General features: G+C 67.5%; 19 protein-coding genes. 8 read left to right on the plus strand and 11 right to left on the minus strand.

Annotation, left to right across the window (positions count from 1 at the left end):
- Positions 1 to 36: 36 nt before the first annotated feature.
- Positions 37 to 327 carry a hypothetical protein gene (locus tag QNO00_RS16065; protein ID WP_229968179.1) on the plus strand — a complete coding sequence of 97 codons (291 nt, stop codon included), beginning with the start codon at positions 37 to 39 and terminating at the stop codon, positions 325 to 327.
- A 65-nt stretch (positions 328 to 392) separates the two neighbouring features.
- Here QNO00_RS16065 and QNO00_RS16070 read toward each other — a convergent pair whose 3' ends face one another.
- Genes QNO00_RS16070 through QNO00_RS16080 form a run of 3 tightly spaced genes read right to left on the minus strand, consistent with a single transcriptional unit; the run spans position 393 to position 3,673 of the window.
- Entirely contained in the window at positions 393 to 2,867 is a 2,475-nt protein-coding gene (locus tag QNO00_RS16070) for a Tex family protein (protein ID WP_502863479.1), read from the minus strand.
- Positions 2,868 to 2,882: 15 nt separating this feature from the next.
- Positions 2,883 to 3,176 (minus strand): helix-turn-helix domain-containing protein, encoded by a 294-nt coding sequence (locus tag QNO00_RS16075; RefSeq protein ID WP_229968177.1) that lies wholly within the window; start codon positions 3,174 to 3,176, stop codon positions 2,883 to 2,885.
- On the minus strand, positions 3,176 to 3,673 hold the full coding sequence (locus QNO00_RS16080; RefSeq protein ID WP_284025240.1) for a DUF2975 domain-containing protein: 498 nt from the start codon (positions 3,671 to 3,673) through the stop codon (positions 3,176 to 3,178). The genes QNO00_RS16075 and QNO00_RS16080 overlap by 1 nt, the downstream gene beginning before the upstream one ends.
- Before the next feature lie 189 nt (positions 3,674 to 3,862).
- Here QNO00_RS16080 and QNO00_RS16085 point away from each other — a divergent pair, with 189 nt between their 5' ends.
- The gene (locus tag QNO00_RS16085) at positions 3,863 to 4,312 is read left to right on the plus strand and encodes a hypothetical protein (RefSeq protein ID WP_284025241.1); all 450 of its coding nucleotides are present in this window, start codon (positions 3,863 to 3,865) and stop codon (positions 4,310 to 4,312) included.
- An 82-nt stretch (positions 4,313 to 4,394) separates the two neighbouring features.
- On the opposite strand, the gene QNO00_RS16090 is transcribed toward QNO00_RS16085, so the two are convergent.
- Positions 4,395 to 6,164 carry a 3-ketosteroid-delta-1-dehydrogenase gene (locus QNO00_RS16090; RefSeq protein WP_284025242.1) on the minus strand — a complete coding sequence of 590 codons (1,770 nt, stop codon included), beginning with the start codon at positions 6,162 to 6,164 and terminating at the stop codon, positions 4,395 to 4,397.
- Positions 6,165 to 6,414: 250 nt separating this feature from the next.
- Here QNO00_RS16090 and QNO00_RS16095 point away from each other — a divergent pair, with 250 nt between their 5' ends.
- Positions 6,415 to 7,104 carry a DUF998 domain-containing protein gene (locus QNO00_RS16095; RefSeq protein ID WP_284025243.1) on the plus strand — a complete coding sequence of 230 codons (690 nt, stop codon included), beginning with the start codon at positions 6,415 to 6,417 and terminating at the stop codon, positions 7,102 to 7,104.
- A 20-nt stretch (positions 7,105 to 7,124) separates the two neighbouring features.
- On the opposite strand, the gene QNO00_RS16100 is transcribed toward QNO00_RS16095, so the two are convergent.
- Positions 7,125 to 7,421 carry a DUF503 domain-containing protein gene (locus QNO00_RS16100; protein ID WP_284025244.1) on the minus strand — a complete coding sequence of 99 codons (297 nt, stop codon included), beginning with the start codon at positions 7,419 to 7,421 and terminating at the stop codon, positions 7,125 to 7,127.
- A gap of 81 nt (positions 7,422 to 7,502) precedes the next feature.
- Between QNO00_RS16100 and QNO00_RS16105 the strand changes: the two genes are divergently transcribed.
- Both QNO00_RS16105 and QNO00_RS16110 read left to right on the plus strand, forming a co-directional pair.
- Positions 7,503 to 7,976: a DUF2243 domain-containing protein gene (locus QNO00_RS16105; RefSeq protein WP_284025245.1), complete on the plus strand. Its 474-nt coding sequence runs from the start codon at positions 7,503 to 7,505 to the stop codon at positions 7,974 to 7,976.
- 51 nt (positions 7,977 to 8,027) lie between these two features.
- Positions 8,028 to 8,804, plus strand: a complete 777-nt coding sequence (locus tag QNO00_RS16110) for a cytochrome c oxidase assembly protein (protein WP_284025275.1) — start codon at positions 8,028 to 8,030, stop codon at positions 8,802 to 8,804.
- A gap of 39 nt (positions 8,805 to 8,843) precedes the next feature.
- Here QNO00_RS16110 and mmsB read toward each other — a convergent pair whose 3' ends face one another.
- Both mmsB and QNO00_RS16120 read right to left on the minus strand, forming a co-directional pair.
- Positions 8,844 to 9,779, minus strand: a complete 936-nt coding sequence (gene mmsB, locus QNO00_RS16115; protein ID WP_284025246.1) for a 3-hydroxyisobutyrate dehydrogenase — start codon at positions 9,777 to 9,779, stop codon at positions 8,844 to 8,846.
- A gap of 150 nt (positions 9,780 to 9,929) precedes the next feature.
- Positions 9,930 to 11,369: an MFS transporter gene (locus QNO00_RS16120; protein ID WP_284025247.1), complete on the minus strand. Its 1,440-nt coding sequence runs from the start codon at positions 11,367 to 11,369 to the stop codon at positions 9,930 to 9,932.
- Positions 11,370 to 11,532: 163 nt separating this feature from the next.
- On the opposite strand from QNO00_RS16120, the gene QNO00_RS16125 reads away from it, so the two are divergent.
- The 3 genes from QNO00_RS16125 to QNO00_RS16135 all read left to right on the plus strand — a co-directional run bounded on the left by QNO00_RS16125 (position 11,533) and on the right by QNO00_RS16135 (position 14,920).
- Entirely contained in the window at positions 11,533 to 12,768 is a 1,236-nt protein-coding gene (locus tag QNO00_RS16125; RefSeq protein ID WP_284025248.1) for a type III polyketide synthase, read from the plus strand.
- Between the two features lie 122 nt (positions 12,769 to 12,890).
- Positions 12,891 to 13,634: a class I SAM-dependent methyltransferase gene (locus QNO00_RS16130; RefSeq protein ID WP_502863483.1), complete on the plus strand. Its 744-nt coding sequence runs from the start codon at positions 12,891 to 12,893 to the stop codon at positions 13,632 to 13,634.
- Entirely contained in the window at positions 13,631 to 14,920 is a 1,290-nt protein-coding gene (locus QNO00_RS16135) for an FAD-dependent oxidoreductase (protein WP_284025249.1), read from the plus strand. The genes QNO00_RS16130 and QNO00_RS16135 overlap by 4 nt, the downstream gene beginning before the upstream one ends.
- A gap of 68 nt (positions 14,921 to 14,988) precedes the next feature.
- On the opposite strand, the gene QNO00_RS16140 is transcribed toward QNO00_RS16135, so the two are convergent.
- From QNO00_RS16140 to speB, 4 genes are all read right to left on the minus strand, one after another.
- Positions 14,989 to 16,785 (minus strand): MDR family MFS transporter, encoded by a 1,797-nt coding sequence (locus tag QNO00_RS16140; RefSeq protein ID WP_349643498.1) that lies wholly within the window; start codon positions 16,783 to 16,785, stop codon positions 14,989 to 14,991.
- Positions 16,786 to 17,280: a MarR family winged helix-turn-helix transcriptional regulator gene (locus QNO00_RS16145; RefSeq protein WP_229968151.1), complete on the minus strand. Its 495-nt coding sequence runs from the start codon at positions 17,278 to 17,280 to the stop codon at positions 16,786 to 16,788.
- A gap of 875 nt (positions 17,281 to 18,155) precedes the next feature.
- On the minus strand, positions 18,156 to 19,835 hold the full coding sequence (locus QNO00_RS16150; RefSeq protein ID WP_284025277.1) for a thiamine pyrophosphate-binding protein: 1,680 nt from the start codon (positions 19,833 to 19,835) through the stop codon (positions 18,156 to 18,158).
- Between the two features lie 98 nt (positions 19,836 to 19,933).
- Positions 19,934 to 20,902: an agmatinase gene (gene speB, locus QNO00_RS16155; RefSeq protein ID WP_229968149.1), complete on the minus strand. Its 969-nt coding sequence runs from the start codon at positions 20,900 to 20,902 to the stop codon at positions 19,934 to 19,936.
- Positions 20,903 to 21,017: the final 115 nt, after the last annotated feature.

Genomic DNA, 21,017 nt, shown 5'->3' on the forward strand with positions numbered 1-21,017 from the left:
GCTTTTGAGGATTGATCCACCGCAGAAAGGCATCCCGTGACCACTGAACCCACCGGCCCCGCCAACAACGAGGACGATCCCCTGGGCCCCAGCGCGCCCCAGCCCGAGCCCACCGGCGATCCGCGCCGGCCCGGCCAGTCCGCACACAGTGCCGGCAACATCCGTGAAGCCCAGGGCACCTCCCCCGGCGGGACTGTTCCGGCCGGCCATTCCGGTTCCGACAATTCCGGTTCGAACGACTCCGGTATGAACGACTCCGGTTCCGACGACGACGGCGCTTCGGCGCCCGAGGACGCCCTGGATCAGCCGGAGTCATCCGACGGCTGAGGGCGGCTGAGGGCGGCTGAGGGCGACTGAGGGCGGCTGATGAGGGCTGAGGCCCGCTGAACGGGTTAGGCCAGGCCCGCCCGGCGCAGCGCTTCGGCCATCGGCCCCTGCGCGGCCGGAGCTGCCGGCGGACGACGGCGGCTGGTGCCCGGGACCGAGGTGCCCGCCTTGTTGCTGCGCTGGGGAGCCGTGCCCTTGCCGGTGTTCGCTCCGGCGTCGTTTCCGCGGGCTCCTGCAGCAGCGGGCTTCCCGCCACCGTTCGCAGCAGCGGGCTTCCCGCCGCTTCGTCCCTGGTTCCGGGCAGGCCGCGGAGCGGCGGCAGCGGCGTCGTCGTCCAGACGCAGTGTCAGGGAGATGCGCTTGCGCTCCGGATCCGCCTCCAGCACCTTGACCTTGACCACCTGCCCGGACTTCACCACGTCGCGCGGGTCGGAGATGAAGGTGTTGGACATGGCGGAGATGTGCACCAGTCCGTCCTGGTGCACCCCGACGTCCACGAAGGCGCCGAACGCGGCCACATTGGTGACCACCCCGTCCAGGACCATTCCCGCACGGAGATCGGTGATTTTTTCCACCCCTTCGGAAAAGGTCGCCGTGCGGAAGGCGGGACGGGGATCCCGGCCCGGTTTGCGCAGCTCCGCCACGATGTCCAGGATGGTCGGCAGCCCCGCGGAGTCATCCACGAACGCCGACGGATCCAGGTTCTCCAGCGCCGCACCGGCGGGACTCATCCGGGCTCCGGTCGCAGCGAGGATGCGGCGGGCGATGCCGTAGGACTCCGGATGCACGCTCGAGGCATCCAACGGTTCGGATCCGGCTGTCACCCGCAGGAAACCGGCGCACTGTTCAAAGGCCTTGGCACCCAGCCGGGGCACCTTTTTCAGGTCGGCCCGGCGGGCAAAGGGACCATTTTCGTTGCGGTACGCCACGATGTTCTCGCTCAGCAGCGGGCCGACGCCGGCCACCCGGGTCAGCAGCGCCGGTGAGGCTGTGTTGACGTCCACGCCCACGGCGTTGACGCAGTCCTCAATCACCGCGTTCAGGGACCGCTCCAGTTTCGCCGTGCCGACGTCGTGCTGGTACTGGCCGACGCCGATCGACTTCGGATCGATCTTTACCAGTTCAGCCAGCGGGTCCTGCAGCCGGCGGGCGATGGAGACGGCGCCACGCAGCGAGACGTCCATGCCCGGCAGTTCGGCCGAAGCCAGGGCGGACGCTGAGTAGACCGACGCCCCAGCTTCGGAGACCACCAGCTTCTGCAGCCCGGCCGCCGGCAGCAGGCGCATCAGCTCGGTGGCCAGTTTGTCGGTTTCGCGGGACGCGGTGCCGTTGCCGATGGCGATCAGCTCCACCCGGTGCTGCTGCACCAGGGCCGCCAACCGGGCCAGCGCTTCATCCCATTTGCGGGCCGGGGCGTGCGGATAGATGGTGTCGGTGGCCACTGCCTGTCCGGTGCCGTCCACCACTGCTACCTTGACGCCGGTGCGCAGGCCGGGGTCCAGGCCCAGCGTTGCACGGTTGCCGGCTGGAGCGGCCAGCAACACATCGCGCAGGTTTGCCGCGAAGACGCGGACCGCCTCGGCTTCGGCCTCGGTGAACAGCCGCACCCGGAGGTCGATGGAGAGCTTGGCCAGGATCCGCCGCCATGCCAGCTGCGCGGTCTGCAGCAGCCAGGCGTCCGCGGGCCGGCCGCGGTCTGCGATGCCCAGGCTGGCTGCCACCGCCCGCTCATACTTGAGCCGGGCCGCGGCCAGCGCCGCGGTGTCGGCGGGATCGGCTTCTGCGAGGCCCAGATCCAGGATGCCTTCCTTCTCACCGCGCAGCAGCGCCAGCACCCGGTGCGACGGCATGCCCGAGGGCGACTGGGCGAAGTCGAAATAGTCGGCGAACTTCTGGCCTTCGGCCTCTTTGCCGGCCTTGACCTGAGAGCGCATCCGGCCCTGCTTCCACAGCCGTTCGCGCTGCTCGGTGAGCAGGTCAGCGTCCTGGCCAGCCCGTTCCACCAGGATTGCCCGCGCTCCGGCGAGCGCCTCAGCGGCGTCCGGAACGGCGTCGTTCACGTAGCCGGCGGCGGCGCGGTCCGGGCTGAGCAGAGGATTGGCCAGCAGGGCCTCGGCGAGCGGTTCCAAACCTGCCTCGCGCGCAATCTGGGCCTTGGTGCGCCGTTTGGTCTTGTACGGCAGGTAAATGTCCTCGAGCCGGGACTTGGTGTCCGCCGCGCTGATAGCAGCATCGAGCTGCGGCGTCAGTTTGCCCTGGCTGTCGATGGCTTCCCGGACCGCCACCCGGCGCTCCTCGAGCTCCCGCAGGTACCGCAGCCGCTCATCGAGTTCACGCAGCTGCGTATCGTCCAGGGTGCCGGTGGCTTCCTTGCGGTAGCGGGCGATGAAGGGCACCGTGGATCCGCTGTCCAGCAGGTCGACGGCGGCACGCACCTGCCAGGCGGCCACGCCGAGCTCCGCGGCGATCTGCGCACAGACCCGCTCGATGGCCTGGCTGGTGGACTTGGATTCTTTGGGCTGTACCGGGGAAAGACTCACCCGGCCAATTGTTCCTTACCTGCTGCGGGTTCGGTCAACTATTGCCCGCTGGTGCGTGCCGCGCAGGTCACCGCCGCCGCCGTCGCCCGCGGGGTCCTCCCCCTCGTCGGGCTCCCAGCGCAGCAGGTCACCGGGCTGGCACTGGAGCACTTCGCACAGCGCCGCGAGCGTGGTGAAGCGCACGGCTTTCGCGCGACCGTTCTTCAGGACCGCCAGGTTGGCAGGGGTGATGCCGATCCGGTCCGCCAGCACGCCGACCGGCATCTTGCGTTTGGCGACCATGACGTCGATGTCCACGATGATCGGCATCAGATCACCTCGTCCAGTTCGGTGCGCAGCTGGGTTGCCTCGGCATTGATGGCCACCGCCTGGGCGAGCAGGGCCCGCAGCACCAGGACGATCAGGGCCACCCCGGCAACGGCCAGACCCGCGCCTCCGATCAGCAGGACAATGCCCGGAGCCACCTCTTCGCCCGGCGCCAGGACGATACCCAGCGCGAACAGAAGCAGCGCGCCGGCAGTAACCGCGCCGATCACGACGTCGACGTAACGGAAGGCCGCTGATGAGAACACCGTGCCCCGGCGCGCCATGGTCAGCAGGCGCCAGACGCAAACCAGAACCACCTGCACGGCAATGATGCCCAGGACGACCAGAACAATTACCGGAATCCGCACGGCATCGGCGCCGGGGCCCGCTTCTGCCAGGTCAATGGCGAGCAGCGGCACCATGAAGGCCTGCACAAACAGGGTGCCGGCCAGCACGGCCGCCAGCACCAGGCGCAGTGTGAGGATGGTTAGCTTTCCCATGACAGCAGCTCACTCATGACGGTCTCCTCCGATTGAGCAACAGATCCGATTGAGCAACAGAAAAAAGTTATCGATAATCGAGAGGGAGGGCAAGGGGTACCTGCTAAGCGCAAGGGATTCCGGCTGAGTACCTGGCACTCCGGTGCGTCACAGCGGCGGGGAGGCCCCGCCCCGGGCTAGGGTGCCGACATGGACAACAGCGCAACACCGGACCCGAGGCAGGGCTGGAATGACAGTGTGCGGATCCGCGAGGTTGGCGGCCCGCCCGGCGGGGAGAAGGAGCGGTTCGCCCCGGAGGCCGACGACGGCGCGGCGGGCATCGAAATCCGGCCGCCGCGCCGTTCCAGACCCTTTCAGGCGGCGTGGATCCTCACGGGCATTCTGATCGGCATCGGGTTCCTGTGGATCGGTGGCGCCTTTGAGAGCGTAACAACTTTTGGCTATTCCTACTCCGTCGACCCTGAAACCGGGCAGCAGATCCCGCCCGACATGCCCCCGTTGACGGTTCAACTGCGGAACATCGGATACGCCGCCCCGACGATGCTGCAGACCGGGGTCGCGTCGGCTGCGGCCCTGCTGATTCTGCAGGGACTCCGCCGAGCGCGCGAACACCAGCCGGCCCCGGACCGCACACCGTAGTTCCAAGCACGGCTCCGGAACGCGACTGGACGTACCCGGCTACCGCCTGCCCGGGCCATGGCCGAGGCAGGCGGTTCGAGGGCTAGGAGACTCCGGCAGGCTCCTGGCCGGAATCCGGAGCGGCTGAGGCATCCGCCCCGGTTGCCGCCGGGCGGGACTTCGCCTGCTCCGCGGCGTCGTGCGCAACGACGTAGCCGTAGACCAAGCCCTGGCCAATAGTGGCGCCGGCACCGGGATAACTCTTCCCGAACACGTTGGCTGCCGTGTTGCCGATGGCGTAGAGGCCGTCGATGGCCGATCCGTCCTCAGCCAGCACACGCCCCCGCGCATCGGCGGTGACGCCGCCGCACGTGCCCAGGTCGCTGAGGACAACCTTGATGGCGTAGAACGTCTTGCCGCCGAGCGGCCGCAGATTCGGGTTGGGCTTCACCGTGGGGTCCCCGTAGTACCGGTCGTAGGCACTCGAGCCGCGGTGGAAGTCCTCATCGACACCGGCGCCTGCCAGTTCGTTGAAGCGCGCCGCAGTGGCGGTGAAGGTTTCTTCCGGCACGCCGATGCTCCGCGCCAGTTCGCCCAGGCTGTCCGCCTTTGCGGCGATTCCTGCCTCGTACCACTTCTCCGGCAGCGGCATCCGCGGAAACAGGCCCCCGGCCAGGATGTAGCTGTTGCGGTATTCCTGGTCGAACACCATCCACATGGCGCCGACCGGATTGCCCTCGCGCTCGCGCTTGAGGACCCGCTGGCCGAAGGACATGTAGTCCTGGGCCTCGTTGACAAACCGCTCCCCGCCGCCGTCGACAATAAAGGATCCCGGCAGCGAACGCTCCGCCAGCATGACCGAGGGTTTCCCGCCCGGCACCGGCGCGACGGCGGGGAACCACCAGGACTGGTCCATCAGGTCAGTGCCGGCGCCAATGTCCACGGCTGCCTTGATCGCGTCGCCGGTGTTTCCTTCGGCACCAAAGCTCCAGGCCTCCAAGGCCGGAGACTGGTGCTGATGACGCATCGCCATGTCGTGGTCGAACCCGCCGGCTGCCAGCACCACACCCTGCCGGGCGTGGACCGTGACCTCCCGGCCGTCCTGCTGCAGGACGGCGCCGGTCACCCGGCCGTCCTCGGTCGTCAGCCGCACCAGCGAGGTTTCGGTCCACACCGGAACGCCCGCGCGCAGCACCCCGGCGAACAAACCGGCAGCGAGCGCCTGGCCTCCGGCCACGTAGTCCCGGCCGCGGGCGCGGCCCGCGTAGCCCTGCACGAGGCGGGTGACGGCGGTGGGCAGCCCCTTGAGCGGCACCTTGGACATCAGGTTCAGCCACCGGTAGTCCTTGCCCGTGATGGGCATGGGTAGGGAGGATTCCATGGTTCCGCCGCGCAGCCGCGCCCGCTCCTCGCCGAGGGTGTTGGCATCAAAGGGGCGGCACTCACAGCTGCGGCCCATCGCCGATCCGCCGGATTCCTCCGGATGGTAGTCGGAGTATTCCTTGTCCCAGAGGAAGGTCATGGGGGTGGCCCGGCGCAACATTTCCAGGGTGGCGGTTCCGTTGTCCAGGAAGGTCTGCCACCGCTCCCGCGATGAGGTTCCGCCCACAACGGCGTCGACATACGCAGTCGCCCGCTCGGGGGTGTCAACGGCGCCTGATTCCTGCAGGACGGGATTGTTCGGAATCCAGAAAGCGCCGCCGGACCGTGCGGTCGAGCCGCCGACGAATCCGGTCTTTTCCACGATCAGGACGGAGGACCCCAGCTCCGCGGCGGCGATGGCCGCGGCCATGCCGGTTCCCGAGCCGATGACCAGCAGGTCGACGGTGGTGTCCTGGGCAGTGTGCCGCCGGGCCGGTACGGGTTTCGCCATTGAAATCTCCTCATTGTGCTCAATATGGTGCGCGGCCTGCCTTGGACCGGCAGCCGCAGTTCTTTCTTGCCGTTTGTGCACCCTAGCGCGAATATGACATGAAACACAGTTCTAGAATTCTGTGTTCGCCGGCACCCGAGTGTTGACCGGATGCGGCGCCCTCCCTCGTGGAGCCGCCACCGGCTCCGGCTGACACGCTTCCTACCGACACACTTCCGGGCGATGCGCGCCGCACTTGTAGGCTCGGCGCATGACAAAAATCAGGTGGGGTGCCCTGTGCTGGATTCTGTGCGCCCTGACGTTTCCGGCACAGATCATCGCGGCCCTCCAATGGCCGCAGGCGTACTCCTGGTCCTCGAACCTCATCAGCGACCTCGGGGTTACCTCCTGCGGAATCTTCGATCCCGGTACCGACGTCGAGCGGATGATCTGCTCGCCGTGGCATCTGCTGGCGAACGCGTCCACGGTTGCCAACGGGCTGCTCATTACCGCCGGATCCCTCCTCCTCTGGTCCGCTTGGCCCAAGCGCCGGCAGGGACATTGGGCAATGGGCCTCCTGGCGGCCGGCGGAGTGCTGGTGGCAGGTGTCGGCCTGCTCCCCTGGAATCTGCAGCCCGAGGAACATGACGTCGCCGCCCTGCTGCAGGCCTTGTTCCAGTGGGCCGGAATGATCGTTCTTGTTTTCGCCGTCCGCGGCGAGGCCCGGTACCGGAGAATCGCCGTCGCCACCGTCCTCGGCACATTGGTGTCGATCGCGGGGTTCGTGGTCTTCATCAACGGCCTCGGCGGCGGGCAGATGCCGGGACTGGGCCTCGGTACCGCGGAACGGCTTGCCTTTGATTCGCTGACGCTCTGGGGCGTGGCCGTCGGCTGCCTGCTTCTTGGCATCCGGCAGGGTGCAGCCAGGGTGGGAACCGGCGCAGTATCCGCCCGCCCCTGACCTGCGGCAGTGGCTGACGCCTACTCGTCGTCGGTGTTGAACACCCGGCGGCGGGCGCTGAGCAGCTCCGTGTCCGGACGGGAGGCCACCAGCCGTTCGACGGCGTCCAGCACCTCAGTGATGTGCGCAGCGGAGGACGAGACCAGGCCGATGCCGATCCCGGCCCGCCGGTGCAGGTCCAGCTGTCCGGTTTCCGCCACTGACACGTCGTACTTGCGCCGCACCTCGGCCATAATCGGACGAATGACTGAGCGTTTTCCCTTGAGCGAGTGCACGTCTCCCAGCAGCAGGTCGAATTCAAGAACTCCCATCCACATGGGCCCATCGTGGTCCACCACCGCCTGCCGCGCCAGCCGGGCACCGGGCACCGGCCGCGGCGAAACTGCTAAATTCGCTGTATGAGCACGTCCAGCAGAGCCCCTGTCCGTCCGCGCCGCCGCAATGTCCTGTCCGGAGTCTTGGTGGGCATCGGAATTGCCGCCTTCGTGGATGAGGTCATCTTTCATCAGCTGCTGCAGTGGCACCACTTCTACGACAAGTCCACCACCGCCGTCGGGCTCTTCTCCGACGGCCTGTTCCACGCCTTCGGCTGGTTTGCAGTGGTGGCCGGGCTCTTCCTCTTTGCCGATCTCCGCCGCGGGGCCATTCTGCTGCCCGCCCGCTGGACGGGGGCCGTCCTGCTGGGCGCCGGAGCATTCCAGTTGTACGACGGAACCATCCAGCACAAGCTCATGGGCCTGCACCAGATCCGCTACGACGTTCCCCTGCTGCCCTATGACGTGCTCTGGAATGCCAGTGCCGCACTGATGATCCTGATCGGGGCGGTCCTGCTCTACCGGACCCGACACGCTGTGGCACCGGCCGGGGTCTGACCATGCAGGGGCCACGGGCACGGCGGCTTCAGCACCGAACTGCTGTTCCTGATTCCAGCCGTCGCGGCGGCCGCTGCCTACTGGGCCGGAGCGCTTTCCGCCAGGTCACGGGGATGGCCGCTGCACCGGGCACTCCTGTTCACGGCCGGCGTCGGCGCGGTTTTGGCCACCGTGCTTGATCCGCTGGCGACCCGGAGCCACGAGGATTTTGCGGTCCTGGCCGGAGCGCACCTCTTGGCCGGCATGCTGGGCCCGCTGCTGCTGGTGCTCTCCCGTCCGGTGACGCTGGCGCTGAGAACCCTGGATGTGGTGCCGGCCCGGCGGCTTGCCGGCCTGCTGCGCAGCCGTCCGCTGCGGTTCCTCACCTTTCCGGTCACGGCGGCCGTCCTCAATGTGGGCGGCATGGTGCTGATGTTCCGCACCGGCATCTTTGCTGCCATGCAGGATTCGCAGCCCGTTCACTGGCTCGTCACCTTCCATCTGGCCGCGGCCGGCTACCTCTATACGGCCGCACTGGTGGGCCGTGACCCGATGCCGCACCGCGGCGGCATCAGGCTCCGGGCGGCCGTACTCGTTGCGTCGGCTGCCGCCCACAACATCCTGGCCAAGTCCCTGTACGCCGATCCGCCGCCCGGCGTGCCGCAGGCGGCCGGCGAAGCCGGCGCCTTGGTCCTCTATTACGGCGGCGGCCTGGTGGAACTGGCCCTGGTGATCCTGCTGTGCCGGCAGTGGTACGTCTCGGCCCGGCCGGGCAAACCTGTCGCTCCCGGGGCCGATCCCGGGTCCGATCCCGGGGCCGATCCCGGGTCCGATCAGCGAGCCCGCTAAATACTGGCCGGGCGCCAGACGGCACCGGCTTGCCTGGCGTCAGATGCGGGTAGCCGTCGCGTCAGGTGCGGGTGCCGTGCCGGCGGCCAGGGTACCGTCCACCAGCTGGACGATCATGGAGCAGTCCCGGGAGGACTGGCCGGCATCCACCAGCCGCTGGAAGAGCTGTTGCACGTGTTCGCCGATTTCCAGCGGGGTTCCGGTGTCTCGGGCGGCAGCGATTGCCAAGTTGATGTCCTTGTTGGCCAGCTCGGCGGTGAAGGTGGGGGCGAAGTCGTTGTTGGAGGCGGCGGATGCCACTACGCCGGGAATGGGGTACCAGGTGCGCAGGGCCCAGCTGTCGCCGGAGGAGACCGAGGCAATGTCCCAGAACACCTGCTTGTCCAGGCCGAGGCGGTCGGCGAGGACCGCGCCCTCGGCGGCGCCGGCAAGGTTGATGAACAGCATCAGGTTGTTGCAGATCTTCGCGGCTTGGCCGGTGGTGGCTCCACCGGTGGGGATGATGTTGCCCGCCATGGGCTCGATGTACCCGGCTGCGTCCTGCACCGCGTCAGCCGCACCGCCCACCATGAAGGTCAGGGTTCCGGCTTCGGCTCCGCTGATGCCGCCCGAGACCGGCGCATCCACAAAGCGGAAGCCGGCGGCAGCGGCGGCGTCGTGCAGCGCCTGTGCTGACTCAATGTCGATGGTCGACGAATCCACCAGCAGCGTGCGGGTGTCAGCGAGCGCCAAGACCCCCTGCTCCCCCAGATACACGGCCCGGGCATGATCGCCCTTGGGCAGCATGGTGAAGACGACGTCGGCACCGGCCACGGCATCGGCGATGCTGTCCACGGGCTCCACACCGTGATCCCGGGCAGCAGCCACCGCTGCCGGGCTGACGTCGTAGCCGCGGACGGCATGTCCAGCCTTGACCAGGTTGGCCGACATGTAGCCGCCCATGTTTCCCAGACCAATCCATCCCACTGCAGCCATGATCGAAGCTCCCTTGCTTAGTCGGCGCCTGCGTGCTGCAGGTCGCAATCAGAATGTCACTCCGCCGCAGCACGTTCAAGGGAAGAGTGCGTTCAGGAAAAACGCCGTGCCGGTCGCGGCGAGGATGCCGCGACCGGCCGGTCGCTGTCTTTACTCTGTCTTGGTTTTGGTGCTCCTGGTTTTGGGGCTCTTGGCTTCGGCGCTCTTGGATGCAGCGAGCAGGTCAGCCGTCCCCTGCGCGTCGGCAGCGTCCACGTCCTGCAGCGAAATGCCGTTCGTTTCGCGGAGCACGAGTACGGCGACGGCAGTCACTGCGCAGGCACAGAGCAGGTAGATGGCCACCGGCGTGGAGGAGCCGTACCGCTCCAGCAACGCGGTGGCGATGATCGGCGCCAGGGATCCGGCGACAATCGAGGTCACCTGATAACCGAGCGAGACGCCGGAATACCGCATGCGGGTGGGGAACATCTCCGCCATGATGGCCGGCTGTCCCGCGTACATCAGGGCGTGGAACAGCAGGCCGATCGTCACCGCCGCCAGAATCACCAGGTCATTGGCTGTGTCCATCATGGGAAAGGCGAAAAAGCCCCACGTGGCACCCAGCACCGCGCCGGCAAAGTAGACCGGGCGCCGGCCCAGCCGGTCCGACATCAGTCCCACAAGCGGTACGGCACAGAAGTGGATGAAGTGCGCCACGAGCAGCAGCAGCAGGATCCGTGAGGTGTCCACCCCGACGACGAGCCTGAGGTAGGTGATGGAGAACGTCACGACCAAGTAGTACAAAATGTTCTCGGCAAACCGCAGGCCCATGGCGGTGAAGACACCGCGCGGGTACCGCTTGAAAACTTCGACCACCCCGTAGCCCTTGGCCTCCTCCTCCACTTCCTTCTGCGCTTCGAGGAAGATCGGCGCATCGCTGACCTTGGTCCTGATGTAGTACCCGACCAGCACGATCACCGCCGAGAGCCAGAACGCCACCCGCCAGCCCCAGCCCAGGAACGCGGCTTCGGACAGGGTGGAGGACAGGACGAACAGCACGCCGGTAGCGAGCAGGTTGCCCATGGGCACTGCGGACTGGGGCCAGCTGGACCAGAAGCCGCGTGATTTGTTGGGGCTGTGCTCTGCCACCAGCAGGACGGCGCCGCCCCATTCCCCGCCGACGGCAAAGCCCTGGATGAACCGCAGCAGCACCAGCAGTGCGGGAGCCCAGTAACCGAGCTCGTTGAATCCGGGCAGGCAGCCCATCAGGAAAGTCGACACGCCCACCAGGATGATGCTGAGCTGCAGCAGCTTTTTGCGTCCCAGCTTGTCGCCGAAATGACCGAACACGATGCCGCCGATGGGCCGGGCCACGAAGCCTACGGCGTAGGTCACAAAGGCGGCGATGATGCCATCCAGCTCGGTGTTGGCATTGGGAAAGAACAGCTTGGCGAACACCAGTGTCGAGGCGGCCGCGTAGAGGAAGAACTCATACCATTCCACTACGGTGCCGGCCATGGAAGCCGCGACGACCTTCTTCAGCCCCTCGGGCGCCGGCTGCCTGCCGCCGTGTGCCTGGGTTCCGCCTGGCCGGGGAATTTCACTACTCATGGGATGCTCCTCCGATGTCTCCGTTGACATTGCACATCGCATCCTGGCTTTCAGGGCAGCTGATGGTGATAAGAGTATGGCGGCATACCGGAGTCCGCTCAATGCCCAGTTTCCAGCAGACCCCGCCATTGTGTCCTGCCGAACAATCCCCTAAGAATGGAGCATGACGGTTACCCTCAGATCACTGGAACTAGCAGTCCCGCCCACTGTGTTGGTACAGACCGAAGCCCGTGATGTGTTCGCCGCCCAACCCGGCCTCACCCGGCTGGGGCAAAGGCTGGTGACCACCTGCTTCAATTCCGCTGCCATCGACACCCGGCGAACGGCCCTCGCCGAGCTGTCGCTGTCCTACCGGTCCGATAATCCGCTTTTCTTTGATTCCGCGTCCGGCAACATGCTCAGTCCCAGCACTAAAACCCGCAATGATATTTTTGCCGCCGAGGCCACTAAACTTTTCATCGAATCGGCCCGCAAGGCCGTTGAAGCCTGTGAAGGCATCGGTCCCGAAGACATCACGCACGTCATCACCGTCTCCTGCACCGGATTCTTCAACCCCGGGCCGGATTACAAAGTTGTCCGCGCGCTGGGCCTGAATCCGTCCGTGCAGCGTTTCCACCTTGGTTTCATGGGCTGCTATGCGGCGTTTCCCGCCATGCGGGCAGCGAAGTCCTTCTGCGAGGCGGACCCCGAGGCAGTCGTTCTGGTGGTCACCGCCGAGCTGTGCTCCCTGCACGTCCGCACGTCCAATGATCCGGACACCATCATGGGTTCCTCCCTGTTCGCCGACGGCTCCGCGGCGGCGGTCATCACCGCCCGCGACCTGCCCGGAAACGCGCCGGGGATCCAGCTCGACCACTTCGAAACCGTCCTGACTCCGGTGGGCGAGGAGTCGATGGCCTGGAATATCGGGGACGAGGGTTTCGAGATGGTGCTGGGCACCTATGTGCCGCACATTATCGACGACCACATTGTCGGTGCCCTGGAGCCCCTGCTGTCCCGCGATCCTTCAGTTTCCGGATTGGCGTACCGCGACATTGAGCACTGGGCCATTCATCCCGGTGGCCGCAGCATCTTGGACAAGGTGGAGGCCAAGCTCGACCTGACGGAGGCGCAGCTGGTTCCCGCCCGCGAGACCCTGCGCAACTGGGGCAACATGTCCAGTGCGACGGTGATGTTCGTGCTCAAGCACATCATGGACCAGCCTTTCAACGGCGGCAACGAACGCATCTGCTCCATGGCGTTTGGCCCCGGGCTGACTGTTGAAACCGGACTCTTCACGCGCATCGGCGGACCGGTAAACCCCGCGCCGACAACCGCCGCAGAACTGGAAAATACGCTGGTGCAGGCAGCCGCGGCGGCACCGGAGCCGGCAGCGGTGCCGGCCCCGGCGGTCGTGTGAGCGGCCCCGGCGGAGGGATGAGCGGGCCCGGCCGAGGGGTGAACCGCGCCTTCCCGGGGCGGGTGCCAGGCTCATCGGCTCAGGGCTCGCCAGCGCCGGGATTCTTGGGCCGGGACTCTCTGGTGCAGGGTCCCCTGGCGCGGCGGCTCACTCCGCCGGGTCTGCGAACCCTGACGGAACGCACCCCGGACGCCGTGGAGGAAATGGACCGGCCCGACTGCGACCCGGTGAAGCTGCAGCGGACCTATGCCCAGTTCTGGCTCATCAATTCCGTGGTTTCCGGCTGGCGGCGCAACTATGTCCGGTATCTCCGCCCGCAGTTCGCGGCCGGCCGCACCAACACGCTGTTGGACATCGGCTCCGGCGGCGGCGACGTTCCGCGGATGCTTGCCCGCTGGGCCCGCCGCGACGGCCTGCGGCTGGAAATTACCGGGATTGATCCCGATTCCCGGGCCCATGCCTTTGCCTCGTCGCAGCCGGCGATGCCCGGTCTCAGCTTCCGCCGCGCGTTCAGCTCCGAACTCGTAGCGGAGGGCCGCAGCTACGACGTCGTGATCTCCAACCACGTCCTGCATCACCTCACCGACGAGCAGTTCCCGGCCCTGCTCGCTGATTCGGAGGCGCTTGGCACCGGGCTGAGCCTGCACAGCGACATCGAACGCAGCCGGTGGGGTTATGCCCTGTTTTCGGCGGGCACCCTGCCCTTTCTTCCGGGCAGCTTCATCCGGCAGGACGGGCTCACCTCGATCCGGCGCAGCTACACGGCGGCCGAACTGGCGGCCGCGGCGCCTCCCGGCTGGCGCTGCCTGCGGCACCGGCCCTGGCAGAACCTGCTGCTGCATATGCCGTCCGGGAACAAGCCGTGACGGTGCTGCCGCTGCCGTCCGCCGCCGTCGTCGTGCCCCGTCCGGTTACCGAAGTGGCCGTGGTGGGCGGCGGACCGGTGGGAGTTTTCCTGGCGGTGCTGCTGGCCCAAGCCGGAGTGAGCGTCCAGGTGCTGGAGCAGCGCAGCGACCGGTCGGCGCATTCGCGGGCCATTGGCATCCATCCACCGGCGCTTGAGGCGCTGGCGGCCGCCGGGGTGGCCGGAACGATGACCGGCGAGGGGGTGCAGATCCGCCGGGGCGAGGCCCGAAGCGGCGGACGTTCCGTGGCCGCCCTGGACTTTTCCGCGGCCTCCGCCCGGTTCCCCTATGTCCTGACCCTGCCGCAGCTGCGCACCGAGGCAATTCTGGAGGCAAGGCTGCGGGAGATGGATCCGCAGGCCCTGGTGCGCGGGGCGAAAGTGGAGAACCTGCACGACGACGGGCGCCGGGTTGTCCTGCACGGCTCCGTCGGCGGTGCGGGGATGGGCGGTCCGGGGCCGGGCGCCGGTCCGGGGCCGGGCGCCGGTCCGGGGCCGGGCGCCGGTCCGGGGCCGGGCGCCGGTCCGGGGCCGGGCGCTAATCCGAGGCCGTGGCAAGTCTCGGCCCGGATCGTTGTCGCCGCCGACGGCGCCCGGTCCGGCGTGCGCCGGCTGCTGGGCACGCCGTGCCGGACCCGGGAACTGCCGGACACCTACCTAATGGGCGACTTCGCCGATACCACCGGCGACGGCGGAGTGGGTGTGCTGTATCTGGAATCTGGGGGCATCGTGGAGTCGTTTCCGCTGCCCGGTGCCGTTCGGCGCTGGGTCGCCCATACCGACACGCTGCTGGCCGGAGCCACGGCCGGGGACCTCTCGGACCTGATCGCCGCGCGGACCGGGGTGCGTCCCGATCCACTGTCGAACACCATGCTCAGCGCCTTTTCGGTGCGGACCGGGCTGGCCCGGGAACTGGTGCGCGGGCGCACGGTGCTCATTGGCGACGCAGCCCATGAGGTCAGCCCGATCGGCGGACAGGGCATGAACCTCGGCTGGCTCGATGCCGCCGCCCTCGCCCCGATCATCGCCGCCTCGCTGCGCGGAGACGACGTCGGTGCGGCGCTGGCGGCCTTCGGGCGGAACCGCCGCCGGGCTGCGGTCGTCGCCTCGCTGCAGGCCCAGTTAAACATGGTGCTGGGCCGCCCGTTGGCTCCGCCGCTGCTGGCGGTCCGCAATGCCGGGTTGTCCCGGATCTTCCGGCTGCCCGCCGCCGGCAACCTGGTGGCCCGCCGGTTCACCATGCAGTAAACGGCTCGAGCCCGGCACCCTTGACGGGGACCGGGCTCGAACATCGTGCTGTTATTTGCCTCGCCTGTTTATTTGCCTCGCCCGGACGAGGCCATCCCGGAAGTCCGCCCGCCGTCGTCGTCGGGTCCGGAGGAGGAAGTCCCCGCAGCCGGAACGGTCGACATGGCGCCGGAGTGCATCATCTCGGATCCTCCGGCCAGGCCCGGCTCCACCGGCATCTTTCCGGTCGGCTGGATGTCCAGCGTGCGGCGCAGCACCTGTTCCTTGATGCAGAGCACGGCGATCAGCGCCACCACGGAAATGACTGCGGCGATCTGGAAGATCGTGGCCGTGGCGTCGCCGTAGGCGGCACGGAAGATGCCTTGGACGGCGTCGGGCAGGCCGGCGATGTCGAGTGAGTCGCCGGTTCCGCCCTCGGTCACCGGGATGTTGGCGGCACGCATGCCGTCAGCGGCCCGGCTGGTGACCGAACTGGACATCACGGCGCCCAGGACGGAGACGCCCACGGCGCCGCCGACGGTGCGGAAGAAAGCAATGGAGGCACTCGCCGAGCCCACTTCCGAGACCTTGACCGTGTTCTGAACGGCCAGCACGAGGTTCTGCATGAGCAGGCCCATGCCCAGGCCGAGGACGAAAATGTAGAGGCTGACCAGGAGCATGTCCGTTTCATGGTCCAGGGTTCCGGCCAGTCCGGTGCCGGCCATGACCATGATGGTGCCGGCAATCAGGAACCGCTTCCACTTGCCGAAGCGGCTGATGAGCTGTCCGGAGCCCACCGACCCCATCAGGTTGCCCGCAATCATGGGCAGCATCAGCAGGCCGGCCTCCGTGGGGCTGAATCCGCGGGCAATCTGGAAATACTGGCCCAGGAAGGTGGTGGAGCCGAACATCGCGATGCCGACGGAGACCGAGGCCACGATGGCCAGGGCGGTGGTGCGTTCGCGGATGATCTTCAGCGGAATGATGGGTTCGCGGACCTTGGATTCCACGAACACCAGCAGTGCCAGCAGGATGATGCTGGTGCCGACCATGGCGGCGGTCTGCCAGGACATCCACTCGTAGTAGCCGGCCTTGCCGGCGAACGATACCCAGATCAGCAGCAGCGAGACGCCGGCGGTGAGCAGGATCGAGCCGAGCCAGTCGATGCTGACCTTGCGCCGGGTGTGCGGCAGGCGAAGAGTGACCTGCAGCAGGAACAGGGCGATCACGGCCAGGGGCACGCAGAGGAAGAACGTCCAGCGCCAGCCCAGCGGGCTGTCCACGATGAAGCCACCCAGCAGCGGACCGCCCGCGGTGGCCACGGCCATGACCGCACCCATGTAGCCGGAGTATCTGCCCCGTTCCCGCGGCGGAATGATCGAGCCGATGACGGCCTGCACCAGGGCGGTCAGGCCACCCATGCCGATGCCCTGGATCACCCGCGCAGTGAGCAGGACGGGCATGTTGTCGGCAAAGCCGGCCACGACGGAGCCGATCACGAAGATGATGATGCTCAGCTGGACCAGGAGCTTCTTGCTGAACAGGTCAGCGAGCTTGCCCCAGATGGGAGTGGAGACGGCATTGGCCAGCAGTGCGGCGGTCACCACCCAGGCGAAGTCTGTCTGCGTGCCGTGCAGGTCCGCCATGATGGTCGGCAGCGCGTTGGCCACGATGGTGGCGCTCAGCATGGCGGTGAAAAGCGCGGCCAGCAGTCCGGTCAGCGCCTGCAGGATCTGCCGGTGGCTCATCTTGCCGGGCACCTGCTGTTTGCGGGCCGGCTTGCCGTTCCTTCGGGGCTTGCTGTTCGGGCCGGGGGCGCTGGGCTGGCCGGGGATGCTGGGCGGGCCAGGGGTCGTGGCGGTGGGTGTTCTCTGCGACTCTGTCACTTAGTTCTGTTCTCCTGCCGGGATAGGCATCTGGTGGGTACCCGGCTTCATTGCGCGGATCGATGTATGCAGTGTTTCCGTGAGCTTGGTGAGGGAACCGCTGGCGGAGACGGCTTCCTCATCCGTCCAGTCCTCAAGCATTTGCTGCAGCAGTGCCGAGCGGCGGCGCATTTCTTCCGAAACGACTTGGGTTCCGACCGGGGTCAGGCTGATGAGGTAGGCCCGACGGTCATCAGGATGCGGCCGCCGGCACACATATCCCATCTCCACGAGTTCGGAGATGTGCCGGCTCAGGCCGGCGGCGCCGATGCCCAGCTTTTCGGCCAGTTCCGTGGCCCGGATCTCCGGCTGTTCGCCGATAAGGCGCATCACTGCCTGCAGCGCCGTTCCCGGCCCGCGGGGATCGGTACTGCGTTGTGCCACACAGCGCAGCTGACGCTGCAGCCGGAATATCTGGGTGATCAATTCTTCAGCGGTCTGCTGGTCTACTGCCACGAAACACCTGTCGGGGAAATTGGTTGTTTGCCTTAGGCAACAATAAACCTGTTGCTTGCCTCAGTCAACCAATTACTCGACTACTTGACCGCCCAGGGAAATCGTCCAGGGCAAATCGTCCAGGGAAACCAGAGGCCTGCAGGCGTCCCGGGGTCACATTCAGTGTGCCCGTGGTGGGATCTGGGGTGCCTCTGTGGGCGTCCGGAACCGGGGTGCCTCTGTGGGTGGGCGGAACCTGAGCGACTGCAGGCGACCGGAACCGGGGTGCCTCTGTGGGTGGGCGAGCCGCGCCTCCAACGCGATGCCTGGCACCCTCGACGATTCTCTCGGGCAGATAACGGCCCCTAACGACCCCGGAGAAAAATCTCTCGTGCAGATAATGCGCTCAAAAGGGCTGATTTCGAGGGTTGGACGACCTGATCTGCCCGAGAGAATTCCACCGAGGCTGCGCGCCCCCTCGGCTCCTCTGCGCACCCCCTCGGAGCACCCGAAGTCGTTCCTAGGGTTTCGCAACTGCCGGAAAATCGTCCGTTTCGGGCAGATTCTTCCGTTCCGGGCATTTCCTGCCGCTGCGGACCGGCAGTAAATGCCCGAAATGGCAGTAAATGCCCGGAATGGCGGCAGAACCACGACCAACGCGCTCAGGCCGTCCGCACGAAGGATCAGCCAAGGCCGCGCCATCCCGGCACCAGCGAACGCCAACGCCGGCCGAAACAAAGGCGCACCATCCCGGGACCAGTGAACCCCGGCCGGAGCACAGGGTACGGAGGAACCTCGGAACCAGCGAACGCCGGCCGGAAACAAGGAGTGCGGGGGAACGGCGGCGCCGAGAAACGGTCGAAGCTGCCCGAAACGGACGATTTTCCGCCAGGGCCTTAGACTCCCAGATGCGTCGGCGCAAACAGGCCGATCGTGGCTTCCACCACCACGACGTTGGGCCCCTCGGCGGCGAGCGATTCCTCCAAGGCCTGCCGGACGCCGTCGGGCGCCGTCCGGCGTGCCGGAACGCCGAACGACTCGGCCAGCTTCACGAAGTCAGGGCCGGCAAGTTCCGTGGCGGTGGCCTTGCCGAAGGCCTCGACCATGTACTCGCGCAGAATCCCGTAACCGCCGTCGTCCACGATCAGCCAGGTGACCGGAAGGTTGTGCTGCCGGGCGGTGGCCAGTTCGGCAATGGAGTACATGGCCGAACCGTCGCCGGAGACGGCCAGCACCCGCTCCCCCAGACCCACCGCACCGCCAATGGCCCCCGGATAGCCGTAGCCCAGCCCGCCGGCGCCCTGGGCGGAATGGAACTGGCCGGACTTCGCGTCCCAGCAGCTCCAGGCCCAATACGCGGAGATGGTCATGTCCCAGAAGGTCTGCATACCGGCCGGAACCGCGGCCCGGATGTCAGCCATGAACCGGCGTTCCATGGCCAGGTCCTGGGCGTCCAACCGTGCGGCGACCTTGGCCAGGGTTTCCGCCACCAGCTGCTCCGGACCCTGCCCGTGCCAGTCCGGTTCGTGCCAGTCCGGTTCATGCCAGTCCGGAGTCGACCGGGGCGAAGCCGTGAGGGCTTCACCCAGTGCTTCATTGAGGGCCGCGAGCGCCTGGCCGGCGTCGGCACGGATGCCCAGCGCCGGCTGGTTGGACTCCAGCACCCGCGGCTCGGCATCGATCTGGATAATCCGGCCCCGCGGCTGGAGCGTGAAGTAGTTGGAAGTCACCTCACCCAGCGAGGAGCCGACGACGACGAGGACGTCGGCATCTTCGAGAACCTCGGTGGTGTGCCGGTCTTCGATCCAGGACTGCAGGGACAGCTCATGGTTCCAAGGGAAGGCTCCGTTGCCGCCGGGAGTGCAGATGACCGGTGACCGCAGCGTTTCGGCCAGCGCCAGCAGGTCCGCCTCCGCCCCGCCCCGCCGGGTGCCGCCACCGGCAATGATCGCCGGCCGCTGTGCGGCGGCGAGCCAACGCACGGCCTCCTTGACCAGTTCCGTGCGGGGCGGATTGTCGTAAGGCTCGGCCAGGGCGTCCTCGACCGCCGGCACCATCACCGGGTTCAGCAGGACATTCTGGGGAACTTCCAGCCACACCGGTCCCATCGGCGAGGAGATGGCCTCGGTCCAGGCGTCCTGAATGGCCGAGGGAATGCCTGAGGCGTGCTGGATCAGCCGCTGGCTCTTGGTGACATTCGCTGCCGAGGCCTTCTGGTCGTCCAACTGGTGCAGCATGCCGCGGCGCCGGGCTCCGAGGCCCTCGATCGGGATCTGGCTGGCCACCACCACCATCGGCACGCCGGTGGCGTAGGCCTCCTGCAAACCGGCCAGCGCAGTCAGGGCGCCGGGGCCGGTGGACAGGAACAGCACGCCCACCTGCCCGGTGGCCCGGGAGAAGCCGTCAGCGGCGAACGCCGAGTTGTTCTCCACCCGGGAGGAGACAAATCGCAGGTCGGAGCGGGACAGGGCATCAAAGAGTCCCAGCGCATGCTGGCCGGGGATGCCGAAGACGGTGGTGGCGCCGAGCGCGGAGAGGGTTTCGACCACCAAGTCGCCGCCGTTGCGCACCGCCATTCCGACAACCGGAGGCACAGCGTTCGGGATTTCTTCGTCCCGGATCCTGCCCGTCGGGGTTCCGGCGCCGGGCACGGCGTCCTGTTCCGCTCCGGCGCTCACTCCGAGAGTCCCATCAGGGTGATCAGGTCGTAGGCGACATGGGAGGCCGCAACTGCGGTGATGTCGGCATGGTCGTAGGCCGGCGCCACCTCGACGACGTCGGCGCCCACCAGGTTCAATCCGCGCAGGCCGCGAAGGATTTCCAGCAGTTCGCGGCTGGTCATGCCGCCGGCTTCCGGAGTGCCGGTTCCCGGCGCGTGCGCCGGATCCAGGACGTCGATGTCGACGGAAATGTACAGCGGGCGGTTTCCGATCCGGTCGCGGAGTTTCGCCACCACCTCGTCCACGCCCTGCCGGAAGACGTCGGAGGACGTAACGATGCCGAAGCCGAAGCGGCGGTCATCCTCCAGATCCCGCTTTCCGTAGAGCGGGCCGCGGGTCCCCACGTGGGAGATGGCCTCGGTGTCGAGGATGCCTTCCTCCACAGCGCGCCGGAACGGGGTGCCGTGGGTGTACTCGGCGCCGAAGTAGCTGTCCCAGGTATCCAGGTGGGCGTCAAAGTGCAGCATGGCCACGGGTGATCCGGCGCGCTCGGTGGCGGCACGCAGCAGCGGCAGGGCGATGGTGTGGTCCCCGCCCAGGGTAAGCAGCTTGGTGCCCTTTTCGGTGAGGTCCAGCGCGTTGGCCTGGATGGTTTCGATGGCCTCGTTGATGTTGAAGGGGTTGACCGCCATGTCGCCGGCGTCGGCCACCTGCAGGTTTTCGAACGGCGAGGTGTCCAGTGCCGGGTTGTACGGGCGCAGCAGCCGGGACGCTTCCCGGACGTGGTTCGCGCCAAAACGGGCGCCGGGGCGGAACGAGACTCCGGTGTCAAAGGGAACCCCCACCACTGCGACATCCGCGCGCTGCACCTCGTCCAGGCGAGGCAGCCGCGCGTAGGTGGCGGGTCCGGCATAACGGGGCACCTGCGCCGCGTCAATGGGTCCAAGGTTGCCGTTGGCGGTGATCCGCGGGGGGTTCTGCATGGTGGTTTCTCCAGTTCCGGTTCCGCCGCTGTGCGGCGGGACCCTGCAAACGCGTCCGGAAAGGCCGGCGGACCGGCCCCCTCACAGGCGTTGCCTAATAGGCATCAAGTGTTTC

The organism is Arthrobacter sp. zg-Y1219 (genome assembly GCF_030125545.1).
In the GTDB taxonomy this organism is placed as follows: Bacteria; Actinomycetota; Actinomycetes; order Actinomycetales; family Micrococcaceae; genus Arthrobacter_B.

What these genes read in the sequence shown, in the direction of transcription:
- QNO00_RS16100 (WP_284025244.1), bottom strand. Translation starts at nt 7,421, where the DNA reads ATGTGGATGGGAGTTCTTGAATTCGACCTGCTGCTGGGAGACGTGCAC.
- QNO00_RS16120 (WP_284025247.1), bottom strand. Translation starts at nt 11,369, where the DNA reads ATGAGTAGTGAAATTCCCCGGCCAGGCGGAACCCAGGCACACGGCGGC.
- QNO00_RS16085 (WP_284025241.1), top strand. Translation starts at nt 3,863, where the DNA reads ATGGACAACAGCGCAACACCGGACCCGAGGCAGGGCTGGAATGACAGT.
- QNO00_RS16080 (WP_284025240.1), bottom strand. Translation starts at nt 3,673, where the DNA reads ATGGGAAAGCTAACCATCCTCACACTGCGCCTGGTGCTGGCGGCCGTG.
- QNO00_RS16125 (WP_284025248.1), top strand. Translation starts at nt 11,533, where the DNA reads ATGACGGTTACCCTCAGATCACTGGAACTAGCAGTCCCGCCCACTGTG.
- QNO00_RS16105 (WP_284025245.1), top strand. Translation starts at nt 7,503, where the DNA reads ATGAGCACGTCCAGCAGAGCCCCTGTCCGTCCGCGCCGCCGCAATGTC.
- QNO00_RS16150 (WP_284025277.1), bottom strand. Translation starts at nt 19,835, where the DNA reads ATGGCGGTGCGCAACGGCGGCGACTTGGTGGTCGAAACCCTCTCCGCG.
- QNO00_RS16095 (WP_284025243.1), top strand. Translation starts at nt 6,415, where the DNA reads ATGACAAAAATCAGGTGGGGTGCCCTGTGCTGGATTCTGTGCGCCCTG.
- speB (WP_229968149.1), bottom strand. Translation starts at nt 20,902, where the DNA reads ATGCAGAACCCCCCGCGGATCACCGCCAACGGCAACCTTGGACCCATT.
- mmsB (WP_284025246.1), bottom strand. Translation starts at nt 9,779, where the DNA reads ATGGCTGCAGTGGGATGGATTGGTCTGGGAAACATGGGCGGCTACATG.
- QNO00_RS16075 (WP_229968177.1), bottom strand. Translation starts at nt 3,176, where the DNA reads ATGCCGATCATCGTGGACATCGACGTCATGGTCGCCAAACGCAAGATG.
- QNO00_RS16090 (WP_284025242.1), bottom strand. Translation starts at nt 6,164, where the DNA reads ATGGCGAAACCCGTACCGGCCCGGCGGCACACTGCCCAGGACACCACC.